Genomic DNA, 12,104 nt, shown 5'->3' on the forward strand with positions numbered 1-12,104 from the left:
CCATCGGCGGCGGCTACAATCCCGGCGCACCCAGGACCACCGCGCCGCCAAAGGCAAGCTGAACGACAGCAGACAAAAAGCCCCGCAATCGCGGGCAGCCTCATGTAGAATCGGACCATCAGCAAGCGCTTGAACCGCTTGCTGATGGTCCGTTTTAGTTGGTGCTACCTGCCGAAGATATCTTCGTTGAGCCGGTTGCCGCCGGACTCCGATTTTGCGACGATACAAAAATCAGACGCTAAACTGCCGCTTTAATTGGGATATACGCACTTGGCTGCGCCATGCGCTTAACCATACCGGCTAACCACTCTATTAGCATCCTGTTGAAAACGCGTCGCATTGTGGCACCTTGCTGCCATGACGAACATCAATTCTCCGAATTACAGCGCCGAAGATCTGGGACGCTCGCGGGAATGCGAAACCGTCTGCAAAACGGCAATCACCGAAGTTGTCCGTCGCGCGGTAGCGGCGGGATGGCGGGAAGAGGAAATTGCTCTTCATCTCGCGGATGCTGCGGAAAACTATGTCATGTATCTGGCCACCAAAGCGAAACGCAAGGTGATGGCGGCCAATAGCAACTGAGCGCCGTCGAGCGCTGGCGGGTCCCGTTGGGGCTGCCGTTGACGGTGTGGTGGGCGCCGGCGCAAGTCGCCACCTATCTCGCGCCCGTTGTGATCCAGCAGCCGACGTCGTCGGCAATCCATTCCGGCCGATGTCGTCGTCGCCCCGGTTCCCGCGACAATCCGAAATGGGCCTACGCTGTGATCGATGACCGCCACATCATCGTTGCCCCCGACGCACCGCGCGTGCAGGTTCTCGACCAATCCTCAAACAACTGGCGCGTGGGGGCTATCTATTGGTTCTGCGGTCACGCTCAATTCTGCGGCCTGTTTCTGAACGCTTCCGCTTCTGCATAGAACTTCTTTTCCCATTCCTTGTGGTTATCCAGCCCCTCACGAATGAAGGGTGTAAACACGGCAAGGTTCATGAGCGCCCAGTTGACGACGCGGGCCGGGAACTTCAACGGCTTCACGAAGTCAACAAACAGCACGACACGCGTCTTTTCGGTGTGGTTCCAGGCTTCGTGCTCGTAAGCATCGTCGAAAATCAGAGCCTTACCCTCCTGCCAGTGGCAGATCTGGTCCTTGACCCGGATGGCCAGCTTGTCCGCAGGCTCCGGCACGATCATGCCGAGATGCAGGCGAAGCACGCCGTTATAAGGTCCGCGATGAGCCGGCAGATGTTTGCCGGGCTCGAAGATCGAGAACATGGCGGTTTTCAATCCTGGAATCTTCTGCACCGCTTCCCAGGTTTGCGGGCACGCCTTGATGTTCTGTTCCGACTTCACGCCGAAGCCGACAAGGAAGAAGGTCTTCCAGCCGCTATCGCTGGAAATCGTCTTCACGTCAGTGGAGATGTCCTGGAATGTCGGCAGTTCGCTCTGCCGCACGAGCACACGGTCCAGCTCTGACCGGATCTGCGGCCACGCCTTCTCCACTTCGGCGGCCCAGGGAAATGTGGCGGCATCGTAGACAGGCGGATTGCCGAGCTTGGCGTATCTGAAGTTCAGCTTTTCCGCCCATGCGACGATACCCATGAAAAAGCGCGTGATCGCGCTCGGTCGATCCATCGGCGCGATGCCGGCGGTGTTGAAGGATTGGCCCGCGGTTGCGGATGGATTTTCGGAAAGACCTGCGTCAGCGGTACCGTCAGTCATGGGGTGTCCAATGCGTAGAATAAGCGGTGAAAAGTTCAAGAAGATATGGATATGGCAGCATTTTTCACAAGCCCGCGCGGCGGCGGTCAAATGTCGCGACGACGTCCGGGGCGGGCGAAGGTGGTTAGCCAGATAAGCCCGGATGTGGGCGAAATCAATGGGAGATGGATTTCGAGAAAAGGTTGACCACCAGCACGCCGGCAATGATCAGCCCGAGCCCGATGATCGCCGGCGCATCAAGCCGCTGCTTGAAATAGATGAGGCCGACGGCGGAAATCAGCACGATGCCGAGCGCGCTCCAGATCGCATAGGCGATGCCAACGGGAATGATCTTCAATGTCATCGACAGGCAATAGAATGCCGCCATGTAGCAGACAACCAGAACAACGGTCGGTCCGACGCGGGTGAACTGCTGCGACAGCTGCAGCGCCGTCGTGCCGATCACCTCGAGCGCGATCGCAGCAACGAGCAGCGCATAAACAACAGCTGGAGCCATGGCGGGGTCCTACTCTACTTGTTCGTCCATTTGACAAGACGGGCGATCAGCGCCTGGCGGTTTCCGCCGTTATCATGACTGCCGAGCATGTCGGCGAGCCAGAGCCCATCGGCAGCGAACCGAACGATCTGCGCATCGATGGACGAATCCGTGCCGACGTATTCCTCCGTCCGATCCTGCACCCATGCGCGCCAGCGGCGCCGAAGCCGCGGCTCGGCGAGCAGCGCAACCGTTACTTGCGCCCAGTGCGCGGACTCATCGGGACTGTCTCTAAGATCCGCAACAGCATGAAGATAGGCGCGGCTGAAACGGCCATGCGGCACCGGATCCTCGCGCATGCGCTCATCGATATCAGCATCGAACCGATCCAGAAGACTCTCGAAGAGGGCATCAAGCAGCGCGTTCTTCGTCGGGAAATGGTGCAAGAGCCCGCCCTTGCTGACGCCTGATGCGCCGGACACTGCATCCAGTGTCACGGCACCCATACCTTGCTCCATTGTCAGCCGAGCGGCCACGTCCAGCAGCTGCTGGCGCACGACGAGAGGCTGTTTGCGGCGATGATGAGCAAGTGACATATCGACAAAAGATACCGTCCAGACGGTTTTGTCTAGAAATTTGTCATCACCAAGCCGACGACGGACGAATTGCCGCGTCCTGATCCGAGCGGTTGCAGTCCTCTTCCTCGCAGTGCATTAAGAGTTCGATTTCGAGGAATGGAACCGTGACGGAAAAAGTCATTACGCTTTACGAGGCAATTGGCGGCGACGCGGCCGTGCGTGCGCTGACGCACCGCTTCTATGAGCTGATGGAGACGCTGCCGGAGGCAAGGCACGTTCGCGCCGTCCATCCGCCGACGCTGGAAGCCAGCGAAGTGAAATTCTACGAATACCTGACGGGATATCTCGGCGGCCCGCCGCTCTACACGGACAAACGCGGCCATCCGCGACTCAGACGCCGCCATTTCGTTGCCGAGATCGGCCCCGTGGAACGCGATGAGTGGCTGCACTGCTTTCGTCGCGCGCTTGAAGAAACCATTGCCAATCCGAAGCTGCGCGAGATCATCCTGCCGCCCATCGAACGGCTCGCATATCACATGCAGAACAAGGAATAGGAACAACCATGACGCTGAACACGCGTATCGCGCCGCTATTTTATCTGTTCGCCGGCCTGTTCGGTTTTGCTGGCGTGGCGCTGTCCGCAGCCGCGGCGCATGGCGGCGGCGACGCGCATCTCGTTGCTTCGGCTTCGGCAATGTGCCTGGCGCACGCACCTGCCCTGCTGGCTCTTGCCATCGGCGCCGAGAAACTAAGGACCGCCTGGCTTGCCGGCATACTTATAGGCGCTGGCACGCTTCTGTTTGCCGGCGATCTCGTCGCTTTGCGCTATGCGGGTTTCGGCTTGTTTCGGATGGCGGCGCCCACGGGCGGATTTGCCATGATGTTCGGCTGGCTGGCGATCGCGGTGGGCGCCTTCTTTCGCCGGGGCTGATCGATCAGCTGACGGGTATGCGCCCAAACCGCAACAGGTTGCCGTGCCGATCGTGGATATAGGATTCTTCCATGCCCCACGGCCGTCCCTCAAGCGGGCCAGATGCGCCACGCGCTTCCCTTGATATTCCGCATGGAGCGCGGCTATCCGACCGCCACGCAGGTAGACGGGCGTCGCCTCGCATAGCGCTTCGTCGCGCGCCAGCCAGAAATGCAACTCCATTTCGTTCCTGCGCAGGATCAGATAGGCTGGAGACGGGTGGATGGTCCGGTTGAAGCCAAGCTCGTCGCGATAAAAGGCCAGTGTCTCATCGAGATCAAGCGATGGCAGAACGGGCAGGATTTCAACTCGATCAGGATCGACCTCGGCCGTTCAGATGCCGTGCACCACGTTGAAACCTTCGAAAACCGGCGGCCCCTTGTACATGGCCTTGCGTTCACCGGCACTGCGGTGCGCGGCGCGGAAGTTTTCGGACTTCGTCCAGTTCACGAAGTCTTCCTCGCTCTGCCAGAGCGTATGCGAGGAAAACAGCGTGTATTCCTCCTGCGTATTCGTCTTGCCCCGCAGCAGGCGGAACTCGACGAAGCCGGGAACCTGCGAGAGGCTGGAATCGCGATTGCGCCAGACTTCCTCGAAGTCCGCCTCGGATCCGATCGCAACCTTGAAGCGGTTCATCGCAATATACATGGAATGATCCCTACGCTTTGTTTTTCACACTGGCGCGCGCCGGCGCGAAGGCCACAACATTATTGCCGTTTGCCGCCTCCAAACCAAGCGGCCTTTCGGGCTGCTGCCCGGGCATCCGTGTCTCCCACAGGGGAAACTCCGACACGTTGGGATAGTCTCTACGCCGCTCGGCATTCCGCAGCAGCAGATCGTAAAGCTCCGGCACAAGGCCGTCACCTCTTTGAGCGGCAAGCTTGTGCAGGCCGATCATCATGACCCCGTCGGGGCGTTCTTCGTTCATCGGGAATTGTCTCGTTCGTTCATTGTCTGTAGCGCACGTTCCAAACTGGACTTGCTGCCGTTTCTAAGCGGGATGAAGGCCTTGCCGAATTTCTTGCAGCCGGTCTTCACGCGCAGGCAGGCATCGTGGCTGATACAGTCGATCGGGCAGAAAACGCAGTCGACCGAGGGAAGCACGGTATCGATGCGGGAGACCGCCTCGCGCAAGCCGCCGTCGTGGTGGATCAGCTCTGCCCCAAAGTTGCTTGCGATCTGGCGAAGATGCGCCACCTGGCAATCCCGTCCGCCGACATACAGGAAACTGCGTCCATCAAGTTTGGACCGCCCGGACGCTTCCTGAACCGTCTCGATACCAGCGAGGACGCGGATCTCGCGGTTGGAACCCTTCTTCGTCTTTCGAGCCATTGCCCACCCGTTCGCTCGTTGATCGTCACACGATTCCTGCGTGTGCCGGGGGACCTTATTAAACTTGATTTTTAGAGTAAAGTATAAAGTTGATTGTATAAGTCATATTTTGTCAGCGACCCGTCACCTGAACATCCTGACTGAAAGACCAGACCGGCTTACCCCACTCGGTGGGGAGCGAAGGGAACGGCGCCGCTCGGCGAATACCGTCGACAACAGCCTGATCCAGCTCGGGAATACCTGAACTGCGCGCGATCGAAAGACCGTTCAGATCGCCGCTGGCTCCAATTGTGAGGCGAACGCGAACACTCATGGACGCGCTCATACGCTTGTACTCCGACGGCACCCTGACAGAGCGACGGATCCGTGCCTGCACCTTGCCGGGATAGTTGGCAACGGCTGCGCTCCCGGCACCGCCGCTGCTACCGGAGCCACGCGAATTTTGGCTCGATGTTGCTGTCTCGGTCCCCTCGGCCGATCCCTTCTTGGAATCCTGCTTGTTTTCGCCGCCGGACCCCGCAGATGGTTTGGCCTTCTTCGGCTGCTCCTTCTTCTCGGCGGGTTGTGTAGCTGGCTTTTCAGCCTTCGGCTTAGGGTCAGGTGTGGGCTTATCCGGTTCGGGAGCGAGCGTCGCCGTTTCCATCGGCTGGACCGGCTTCACCTCTTCCGGCGCCGCCTGGGCGACGGGAGGCGTCTCCGCAAGAACCTCGGCCGGCACTTGCGTCGCCATCGGCTGCACGACGGACGTCTCTGCAGGCGACAGAGAGGTCAGAACCTCGGGCTCCACAGCGACCACATTCTCCGGGGAAACGCGCGTCACCTCTTGCGTGGGCGCAACAGTCACCGGTTCCGTTGGCTCTGTCTGCGTCGGCGTTACTGCCGTCGGCCGTATAGTTTGGGTCTGCACGGTCTCGGCCACGATCTGCTCGGGCTGAGGCTCCTCAGCTTTCTCGCCTGCTGCCGCCTGATCCGCCTCCGAATCGCCAAGGATGATGACGCTCACCACCTCGCCAGCCTCTTCGACTGGATCGTGTGGCGTGACCACGAACCCGACGGTCAGGATTGCAATGACAGCCGCATGGCAAGCGAAAGAGCTGAGACAAGCCATCACCACATCGCGCTGACGTGGTTTTGCGCTCTCTTCCTTTTCGACGGTCGCATCCATCGATGGCGCGGCAACGATGGTGTTGCTCGCACTCTGCGGATCCTGCGGGAAGGATTCAATCAATGCCAGGCGGGCGTAGTGAATGGAGACTTCTGCGGCAGGCTGACGTGGCACATTGCGAAGATCAGACAATTCATGCCCGGGATGCATGCCGGGATTGTTGTCGTTCATTCCGCCCTCAGCGACCGGTTCCTCAACGAGAATGATTCTCGATTTGGATTTTGCTGAAACTGCCATTTGCGCCTGCCTCGGCCAGTTGAAACAGAAAACCGCCGGCTGTCATGCCGGCGAACTACTCAACCCTCGAAGGGAACGGAAACCTGTGAACGGGTGACAAGACCCTTCATGCACTCGCCCGCAGCCGGCCCATCGCAGACCGGCGCATCGTTGATCAACAGGCGCGTCACGCTCTCGCACTTGACGTTCGGCATATCGAACTGGCGCACGCGCTTCTTACCTTGCGGCAGATCGCGGAAGTCCAACACGGTGACCCGGTCGACCGCATTCCTGTCGTTGAAGAAAGCAAGCTCGAAAGAGATCTTGTTGATCGGCGCCGCGAGATTGTTGAGCGCAACGAAGGTCATCATGCAGCCCTTCTGCGACGCCACGAGGCCGTTCAGCTCGACCTCAAGGCCCTTGGCCGGCGAGGCCGCTGCAGCATCCTGAGCAAAAACCTGCGATGCACTTGCAACCGCGATCAGACCGCTTGTCAAAAGCGCTGCAACCTTGCTCACTGCCAGTCCTTCCATCAGTAGACACTAAAACTTGACTTATAAACTCCGCTATTGCGTCATTAAAAAATGATGACTATGAAAGTCAAGATAATTATGGATTTTCCCGGCGCTGGGCGCCGCGGATCGAGCGAAATAACCGACCGAAAAAATGGTTGAGAAGCCAGGTAGCTTTAGTCACGCGTCGCAGCAGCGCGAACCAACGGCAGAAATGCGCGTTCTGGAAAGTGCAGACATTTTTCGCGGAGCGAGCGAGATCATGATCCGTCACGACGGCGTGGTCTACCGCATGAAAATCACCCGTCAGGGCAAACTCATTCTCAATAAGTAGGGCTAGGACATGACTGAAACCACGAAACCGTCTCCCGCCGACATTCGCGCATTTCGCACAGAAAATCCGAAGATGCGTGAGCGCGATATCGCTGCTCAGCTTCAGATTTCGGAAGCTGCACTCGTCGCGGCCGAGGTTGGCATCAGCGCAACCCGCATCGACGGCAGCGCCTTGAAGCTTCTGGAGCGGGTCGCTGAACTCGGCGAAGTCATGGCCCTTTCCCGCAACGAAAGTGCCGTTCACGAGAAGATCGGCGTCTACGAGAACATCACCGCCGGACCGCACGCTTCGATCGTGCTTGGGGAAAACATCGACCTGCGCATTTTCCCCAATCGCTGGGCGCACGGCTTTGCCGTTTCCAAGAAGGATGGCGACCAGGAGCGTCTCAGCCTGCAGTACTTCGACAGAGCCGGGAACGCAGTTCACAAGGTACATCTTCGCCCGACCTCGAATGTCGAGGCCTATCACGCCATCGTCCGGGATCTGAAGCTTGAGGATCAGTCGCAGGAATTCGTCGCCGGTCTGGCGCCGTCGTCGACGGACGAGAGCGGTGAGGTCTCGCGCGACGAGCTGCGCAAGCACTGGAGCAAGCTCACCGACACACATGAGTTCTTCGGCATGCTGCGCAAGCTGAAGATCGGCCGCCAGGCCGCCGTGCGTACCGTTGGCGACGACTATGCCTGGCAGCTCGACAACACGGCGACGGCAGAGATGATGCATGCTTCGGTCAAGGCAGGCCTGCCGATCATGTGCTTCGTCGCCAACAACGGCATCGTGCAGATCCATTCCGGCCCGATCTTCAACGTGCAGCCGATGGGTCCCTGGATCAACGTTCTCGACCCGACCTTCCACCTGCACCTTCGGCGGGATCACATTGCCGAGACCTGGGCCGTACGCAAGCCGACAAAGGACGGCCATGTGACGTCGCTCGAGGCCTATAATGTCGAGGGAGAAATGATCATCCAGTTCTTCGGCAAGCGCAAGGAAGGCACCGATGAGCGCGACGACTGGCGCTCGATCATGGAAAACCTGCCGCGCGCAGGAACCAGCGTCGCAGCTTGAGAAAGGGATGACGATGCGTAAGGAACCGCGCCACAACTGGCTTTGGGCACTGGCGTTTTCGGCGGCGGCTATTGCGCTGTCGCTGGCTCCTGTCTCGGATGCCCTGGCGGCCGAGAAACTGGATACGACGCGCCTCGTATCCGTCGGCGGCGACGTGACTGAGATCATCTATGCGCTTGGTGAGCAGGACCGGCTGATCGCGCGCGACACGACAAGCATGTATCCCCAAGCGGCAATGAAGCTGCCCGATGTCGGCTACATGCGCGCCCTGTCGCCGGAAGGTATCCTTGCGATGAACCCGACGGCGATCATCGCCATCGAGGGATCCGGACCGCCGGAAGCGCTGAACGTGCTGAAGAGCGCGAGCGTCCCTTTCGAGACCGTGCCTAACGCCTATACGCGCGAAGGCATCCTCGCGAAGATCGACCGGGTCGGCGATCTCCTCGGTCAGCCCGACAAGGCAAAGGCATTGGAAGAAAAGGTCGGCGCGGACCTCGACGCGGCGATCGCCGACGCTGAGAAGCGCCCCGAAGGCAAGCGCAAGCGCGTACTCTTCATTCTCAGCATGCAGGGCGGCAAGATCATGGCCTCCGGAACCGGCACGGCGGCCGACGGCATCATCAAGCTGTCGGGCTCCGTCAATGCAGTGGGCAACTTCCCCGGCTACAAGCCGCTGACCGACGAAGCGATCGTGGAAGCCAAGCCCGACGTGATCTTGATGATGAACCGCGGCGACGGCTCGGCCACGAAGAATGAAGATCTTCTCAAGCAGCCCGCACTGGCCTTGACACCCGCGGCACAGAACAAGGCGATCATCCGCATGGACGGCCTGCACCTGCTCGGTTTCGGCCCCCGCACCGCGAGCGCCGTCCGTGAATTGAACGCGGCGATCTACGGAAGCTGATGATGGCCCTGCAAGACGCCATGGGACAGAAACGCGCCATGTTTTCGCTGACAGGTCTCCGGGAGCTTCACAGGGCCGGTGACCGGAGCCGCCTCGCTCTGCTGGCGATCGCTCTGCTTGCGGTCGGCTCCGTCCTGTCCCTGTTGTTTTCGGTGACAACGGGCGCTTCTAACGCTTCGTTCCTCGACGTGATTGCCAACATGGCGGGGTCGGATGAGGCGCTGAATGCGCGCGACCGGATCATCATCGTCGATATCCGCATGCCTCGCGCGATCCTGGGCTTCCTGGTTGGCGGTTCGCTTGCCGTCTCGGGAGCCGTCATGCAGGGCCTGTTCCGCAATCCGCTCGCGGATCCGGGCCTTGTCGGCGTCTCCTCGGGTGCGAGCCTCGGTGCAGTGGTGATCATCGTGCTCGCCAGCACCTTTGCCGCGCCGCTCTACGCTCTGCTTGGCATCTATGCGCTGCCGCTCGCAGCCTTCTGCGGCGGCCTTGCCAGCACGTGGCTACTCTACCGGATTGCGACCGGCAACGGCCAGACCTCGGTTGCCACGATGCTGCTTGCCGGCATCGCGCTCGGCTCGCTTGCCGGCGCGCTCACCGGGCTGCTGATCTACATGGCTAACGATCAGCAGCTGCGCGACCTCACTTTCTGGGGCATGGGATCGCTTGCCGGAGCGACATGGGCAAAGATTGCCACCGCCGCCCCGATCATTCTTCTCTCTTTTGCCGCCATGCCGTTCATGACCCGCGGCCTCAATGCCATGACGCTCGGTGAAGCGACGGCGTTCCATATGGGCATCCCCGTACAGCGGTTGAAGAACATTGCCATCCTCAGCGTCGCCGCAGCGACGGGTGCTTCGGTCGCCGTCAGCGGCGGCATCGGTTTCGTCGGCATCGTGGTTCCCCACGTGCTGCGCATGTCGATCGGCCCCGATCATCGCTTCCTGCTGCCCGCCTCCGCGCTTCTCGGCGGCTCGCTGCTGATTTTCGCCGATGTCCTTGCCAGGACGATCGTCGCGCCGGCCGAACTGCCGATCGGCATTATTACGGCCGCTGTCGGCGGCCCGTTCTTCCTTTGGATTCTGTTGCGGCATCGTGCACGCCTTGCCCTTTGAGTATCAAGCAATGATCGAAGTATCCGGCGCTTCCGTACGCCTTTCCGGCAAGACCATTGTTAGCGAGTTCGGCTTCACCGCGCAGGCTGGCCAGTTGACGGCGATCGCCGGTCCGAACGGGTCAGGCAAGACGACGACGATGAAGGCCGTCTCTGGCGAACTCCCCTATGCGGGCTCCATTCGCCTCAACGGGCAGGATGTGAGCGCGCTGCAGCCATGGCAGTTGGCGACGATGCGTGGCGTGCTGCCGCAGGCAAACTCGATCTCCTTCCCGTTCACGGTACGCGAAGTGGTGCGGATGGGCTTGACCACCGGTGTCAATCGCAACCCTGAGAAAGCCGAGCAGGCTGCGGCGAACGCACTGGCCGCTGTCGATCTCGGGGGCTTCGAAGGACGTTTTTATCAGGAGCTGTCCGGCGGTGAGCAGCAGCGCGTGCAGCTCGCCCGCGTTCTCTGCCAGATCACTGAGCCCGTCGTCGACGAAAAGCCGTGCTGGCTCCTGCTCGACGAGCCGGTGTCGAGCCTCGACATCAGCCATCAGCTGACCATCATGACGCTGGCGCGCAAATTCTGCGAAGCCGGTGGCGGTGTCATCGCCGTCATGCACGATCTCAACCTGACCGCGCTCTTCGCCGACCAGATCATCCTCATGAAATCCGGGCAAGTGGTTGCGAGAGGCAGCGTTCGCGACGTACTGACAGATGAGACCATGGGCTCCGTCTTTGGCTGTGCCCTGCGGATCAATCAGGTTCCAGCAGACGGCACACCCTTCGTGCTTGCTCATAGTGCAGTTCAGGCCTGATACAATCCAGCGTAGCGGAACTTTTGAAGGTCGACCGCGTTAAGCAACTGATCATGTAGGTCATTGCCGGGGGACAATCTTCATGCAAACTTCGGCGACGGCCCTGTGTTGAACCAGGCCGCGTCAAAGCGCGCCTTACAGATGGAGAAAATCGTGGCCTCTTCGCTCCTCCACCCCATTCGCAGCCGGCGCAATGGCGGCGCGCTTCACAACATTGAATCCACCATCGAAGAACAGATCGAGGCTCTTCGCGATGACATCGCGGCCCTGACGAAGATCGCTGGAAAGCAGTCGCGGAAGTCTGGTGATCGACTTCGCTATCAGGCAGCAACCAGCTACGACGATCTACTGTCACGCAGCGAAGACCTGATCCACGAATTGCAGGAGGGCTACCTTCGCGGCGCGCAGGAAGTGCGCAACACGGTACGCCGGCACCCCGTAGCCACCATCGGCGCGGCGGCAGCCTTCGGGCTCGTCCTCGCCCTCCTCGCTCGCCGTTAAGGAGGCGAGATGCTCTTCCCGCTTCTCAGCCTGCTGGTAGGCACGAGTGTTCACCGAACCGTTGCGCGGACGAAGCGCAACGGTATTTACATTGCGATTGCCGTCGTACTCTTGTTGACCGCCTATACGCTCGCGGTGGTCGCTGGCGCGATATGGCTCTCAGGCATTTATGGGCCCATAGGCGCGGCGCTATTCCTGGCTGCCGCTGCGCTGCTGATCGCCGTCGTCGTTCTCATCATCATGATGGTGATCAATGCGCAGGAGGCGCGTCGCGCCAAGGAACGCAAGCAGGCGTTGGAATCGCTTGCCGCAGTGGGCATTGGCCTCGTCCGGGCTCAGCCCCTATTGACGGCCGGGGTTCTCGCAGCGATCGTCATGGCTAATCTCATGGGCTCCAAGCGAGACGACTGACACTTAGATA

The 12,104-nt window shown here is 60.3% G+C and carries 19 protein-coding genes and 1 pseudogene; 11 read left to right on the top strand and 9 right to left on the bottom strand.

The window, feature by feature from the left end:
• Positions 1 to 357 precede the first annotated feature (357 nt).
• Together FHX09_RS24440 and FHX09_RS24445 are read left to right on the top strand one after the other, a co-directional pair.
• Positions 358 to 582, top strand: a complete 225-nt coding sequence (locus FHX09_RS24440; RefSeq protein WP_132593516.1) for a hypothetical protein — start codon at positions 358 to 360, stop codon at positions 580 to 582.
• Between the two features lie 38 nt (positions 583 to 620).
• The gene (locus tag FHX09_RS24445; protein ID WP_132593514.1) at positions 621 to 917 is read left to right on the top strand and encodes a hypothetical protein; all 297 of its coding nucleotides are present in this window, start codon (positions 621 to 623) and stop codon (positions 915 to 917) included.
• On the opposite strand, the gene FHX09_RS24450 is transcribed toward FHX09_RS24445, so the two are convergent.
• The 3 genes from FHX09_RS24450 to FHX09_RS24460 form a co-directional block, all read right to left on the bottom strand.
• A complete protein-coding gene (locus tag FHX09_RS24450) occupies positions 875 to 1,717 on the bottom strand; it encodes an aspartyl/asparaginyl beta-hydroxylase domain-containing protein (protein ID WP_007790182.1) in 843 nt (280 codons plus the stop codon). The genes FHX09_RS24445 and FHX09_RS24450 overlap by 43 nt on opposite strands.
• Before the next feature lie 154 nt (positions 1,718 to 1,871).
• Complete coding sequence (locus tag FHX09_RS24455) at positions 1,872 to 2,213, bottom strand: SMR family transporter (RefSeq protein WP_184450772.1); 342 nt, start codon at positions 2,211 to 2,213, stop codon at positions 1,872 to 1,874.
• Positions 2,214 to 2,227: 14 nt separating this feature from the next.
• Positions 2,228 to 2,788 carry a TetR/AcrR family transcriptional regulator gene (locus tag FHX09_RS24460; protein WP_184450773.1) on the bottom strand — a complete coding sequence of 187 codons (561 nt, stop codon included), beginning with the start codon at positions 2,786 to 2,788 and terminating at the stop codon, positions 2,228 to 2,230.
• Between the two features lie 146 nt (positions 2,789 to 2,934).
• Here FHX09_RS24460 and FHX09_RS24465 point away from each other — a divergent pair, with 146 nt between their 5' ends.
• A complete protein-coding gene (locus FHX09_RS24465) occupies positions 2,935 to 3,324 on the top strand; it encodes a group II truncated hemoglobin (protein ID WP_184450774.1) in 390 nt (129 codons plus the stop codon).
• 8 nt (positions 3,325 to 3,332) lie between these two features.
• Positions 3,333 to 3,701, top strand: a complete 369-nt coding sequence (locus FHX09_RS24470) for a DUF423 domain-containing protein (RefSeq protein ID WP_184450775.1) — start codon at positions 3,333 to 3,335, stop codon at positions 3,699 to 3,701.
• 4 nt (positions 3,702 to 3,705) lie between these two features.
• On the opposite strand, the pseudogene FHX09_RS30095 reads toward FHX09_RS24470, so the two are convergent.
• The 6 genes and pseudogenes from FHX09_RS30095 to FHX09_RS24495 all read right to left on the bottom strand — a co-directional run bounded on the left by FHX09_RS30095 (position 3,706) and on the right by FHX09_RS24495 (position 6,986).
• A pseudogene (locus FHX09_RS30095) lies at positions 3,706 to 4,043 on the bottom strand (glyoxalase superfamily protein).
• A 30-nt stretch (positions 4,044 to 4,073) separates the two neighbouring features.
• Positions 4,074 to 4,388 (bottom strand): antibiotic biosynthesis monooxygenase, encoded by a 315-nt coding sequence (locus tag FHX09_RS24475; protein WP_183722406.1) that lies wholly within the window; start codon positions 4,386 to 4,388, stop codon positions 4,074 to 4,076.
• A gap of 10 nt (positions 4,389 to 4,398) precedes the next feature.
• On the bottom strand, positions 4,399 to 4,668 hold the full coding sequence (locus tag FHX09_RS24480) for a hypothetical protein (protein ID WP_132593503.1): 270 nt from the start codon (positions 4,666 to 4,668) through the stop codon (positions 4,399 to 4,401).
• Positions 4,665 to 5,072, bottom strand: coding sequence for a DUF2325 domain-containing protein (locus FHX09_RS24485; RefSeq protein WP_007790196.1), 408 nt, complete (start codon positions 5,070 to 5,072; stop codon positions 4,665 to 4,667). Before FHX09_RS24485 ends, FHX09_RS24480 begins: the two co-directional genes overlap by 4 nt.
• Positions 5,073 to 5,184: 112 nt before the next feature.
• A complete protein-coding gene (locus tag FHX09_RS24490) occupies positions 5,185 to 6,474 on the bottom strand; it encodes a TonB family protein (RefSeq protein ID WP_132593499.1) in 1,290 nt (429 codons plus the stop codon).
• 59 nt (positions 6,475 to 6,533) lie between these two features.
• The gene (locus FHX09_RS24495) at positions 6,534 to 6,986 is read right to left on the bottom strand and encodes a hypothetical protein (protein WP_132593497.1); all 453 of its coding nucleotides are present in this window, start codon (positions 6,984 to 6,986) and stop codon (positions 6,534 to 6,536) included.
• A gap of 133 nt (positions 6,987 to 7,119) precedes the next feature.
• On the opposite strand from FHX09_RS24495, the gene FHX09_RS24500 reads away from it, so the two are divergent.
• The 7 genes from FHX09_RS24500 to FHX09_RS24530 all read left to right on the top strand — a co-directional run bounded on the left by FHX09_RS24500 (position 7,120) and on the right by FHX09_RS24530 (position 12,094).
• Positions 7,120 to 7,299 carry a hemin uptake protein HemP gene (locus tag FHX09_RS24500; protein WP_132593495.1) on the top strand — a complete coding sequence of 60 codons (180 nt, stop codon included), beginning with the start codon at positions 7,120 to 7,122 and terminating at the stop codon, positions 7,297 to 7,299.
• A 9-nt stretch (positions 7,300 to 7,308) separates the two neighbouring features.
• Complete coding sequence (locus tag FHX09_RS24505; RefSeq protein WP_184450776.1) at positions 7,309 to 8,361, top strand: ChuX/HutX family heme-like substrate-binding protein; 1,053 nt, start codon at positions 7,309 to 7,311, stop codon at positions 8,359 to 8,361.
• Positions 8,362 to 8,368: 7 nt separating this feature from the next.
• Entirely contained in the window at positions 8,369 to 9,265 is an 897-nt protein-coding gene (locus FHX09_RS24510) for a hemin ABC transporter substrate-binding protein (RefSeq protein ID WP_132593491.1), read from the top strand.
• A gap of 2 nt (positions 9,266 to 9,267) precedes the next feature.
• Positions 9,268 to 10,380 carry an iron ABC transporter permease gene (locus tag FHX09_RS24515; protein ID WP_132593520.1) on the top strand — a complete coding sequence of 371 codons (1,113 nt, stop codon included), beginning with the start codon at positions 9,268 to 9,270 and terminating at the stop codon, positions 10,378 to 10,380.
• Between the two features lie 10 nt (positions 10,381 to 10,390).
• Complete coding sequence (locus FHX09_RS24520; protein ID WP_184450777.1) at positions 10,391 to 11,182, top strand: heme ABC transporter ATP-binding protein; 792 nt, start codon at positions 10,391 to 10,393, stop codon at positions 11,180 to 11,182.
• A gap of 141 nt (positions 11,183 to 11,323) precedes the next feature.
• On the top strand, positions 11,324 to 11,683 hold the full coding sequence (locus FHX09_RS24525) for a DUF883 family protein (RefSeq protein WP_183722415.1): 360 nt from the start codon (positions 11,324 to 11,326) through the stop codon (positions 11,681 to 11,683).
• 9 nt (positions 11,684 to 11,692) lie between these two features.
• Positions 11,693 to 12,094: a hypothetical protein gene (locus tag FHX09_RS24530; protein ID WP_132593487.1), complete on the top strand. Its 402-nt coding sequence runs from the start codon at positions 11,693 to 11,695 to the stop codon at positions 12,092 to 12,094.
• The last annotated feature ends 10 nt before the right edge of the window (positions 12,095 to 12,104 follow it).

It is taken from the genome of Rhizobium sp. BK538 (assembly GCF_014197575.1).
GTDB lineage: Bacteria > Pseudomonadota > Alphaproteobacteria > Rhizobiales > Rhizobiaceae > Rhizobium.

Bases quoted from the DNA above. Each gene is read 5' to 3' on its own strand.
- FHX09_RS24440 (WP_132593516.1), top strand. From the start codon at position 358: ATGACGAACATCAATTCTCCGAATTACAGCGCCGAAGATCTGGGACGC.
- FHX09_RS24450 (WP_007790182.1), bottom strand. From the start codon at position 1,717: ATGACTGACGGTACCGCTGACGCAGGTCTTTCCGAAAATCCATCCGCA.
- FHX09_RS24455 (WP_184450772.1), bottom strand. From the start codon at position 2,213: ATGGCTCCAGCTGTTGTTTATGCGCTGCTCGTTGCTGCGATCGCGCTC.
- FHX09_RS24460 (WP_184450773.1), bottom strand. From the start codon at position 2,788: ATGTCACTTGCTCATCATCGCCGCAAACAGCCTCTCGTCGTGCGCCAG.
- FHX09_RS24470 (WP_184450775.1), top strand. From the start codon at position 3,333: ATGACGCTGAACACGCGTATCGCGCCGCTATTTTATCTGTTCGCCGGC.
- FHX09_RS24475 (WP_183722406.1), bottom strand. From the start codon at position 4,388: ATGTATATTGCGATGAACCGCTTCAAGGTTGCGATCGGATCCGAGGCG.
- FHX09_RS24480 (WP_132593503.1), bottom strand. From the start codon at position 4,668: ATGAACGAAGAACGCCCCGACGGGGTCATGATGATCGGCCTGCACAAG.
- FHX09_RS24485 (WP_007790196.1), bottom strand. From the start codon at position 5,072: ATGGCTCGAAAGACGAAGAAGGGTTCCAACCGCGAGATCCGCGTCCTC.
- FHX09_RS24490 (WP_132593499.1), bottom strand. From the start codon at position 6,474: ATGGCAGTTTCAGCAAAATCCAAATCGAGAATCATTCTCGTTGAGGAA.
- FHX09_RS24495 (WP_132593497.1), bottom strand. From the start codon at position 6,986: ATGGAAGGACTGGCAGTGAGCAAGGTTGCAGCGCTTTTGACAAGCGGT.
- FHX09_RS24500 (WP_132593495.1), top strand. From the start codon at position 7,120: ATGGTTGAGAAGCCAGGTAGCTTTAGTCACGCGTCGCAGCAGCGCGAA.
- FHX09_RS24505 (WP_184450776.1), top strand. From the start codon at position 7,309: ATGACTGAAACCACGAAACCGTCTCCCGCCGACATTCGCGCATTTCGC.
- FHX09_RS24510 (WP_132593491.1), top strand. From the start codon at position 8,369: ATGACGATGCGTAAGGAACCGCGCCACAACTGGCTTTGGGCACTGGCG.
- FHX09_RS24515 (WP_132593520.1), top strand. From the start codon at position 9,268: ATGGCCCTGCAAGACGCCATGGGACAGAAACGCGCCATGTTTTCGCTG.
- FHX09_RS24520 (WP_184450777.1), top strand. From the start codon at position 10,391: ATGATCGAAGTATCCGGCGCTTCCGTACGCCTTTCCGGCAAGACCATT.
- FHX09_RS24525 (WP_183722415.1), top strand. From the start codon at position 11,324: ATGGAGAAAATCGTGGCCTCTTCGCTCCTCCACCCCATTCGCAGCCGG.
- FHX09_RS24530 (WP_132593487.1), top strand. From the start codon at position 11,693: ATGCTCTTCCCGCTTCTCAGCCTGCTGGTAGGCACGAGTGTTCACCGA.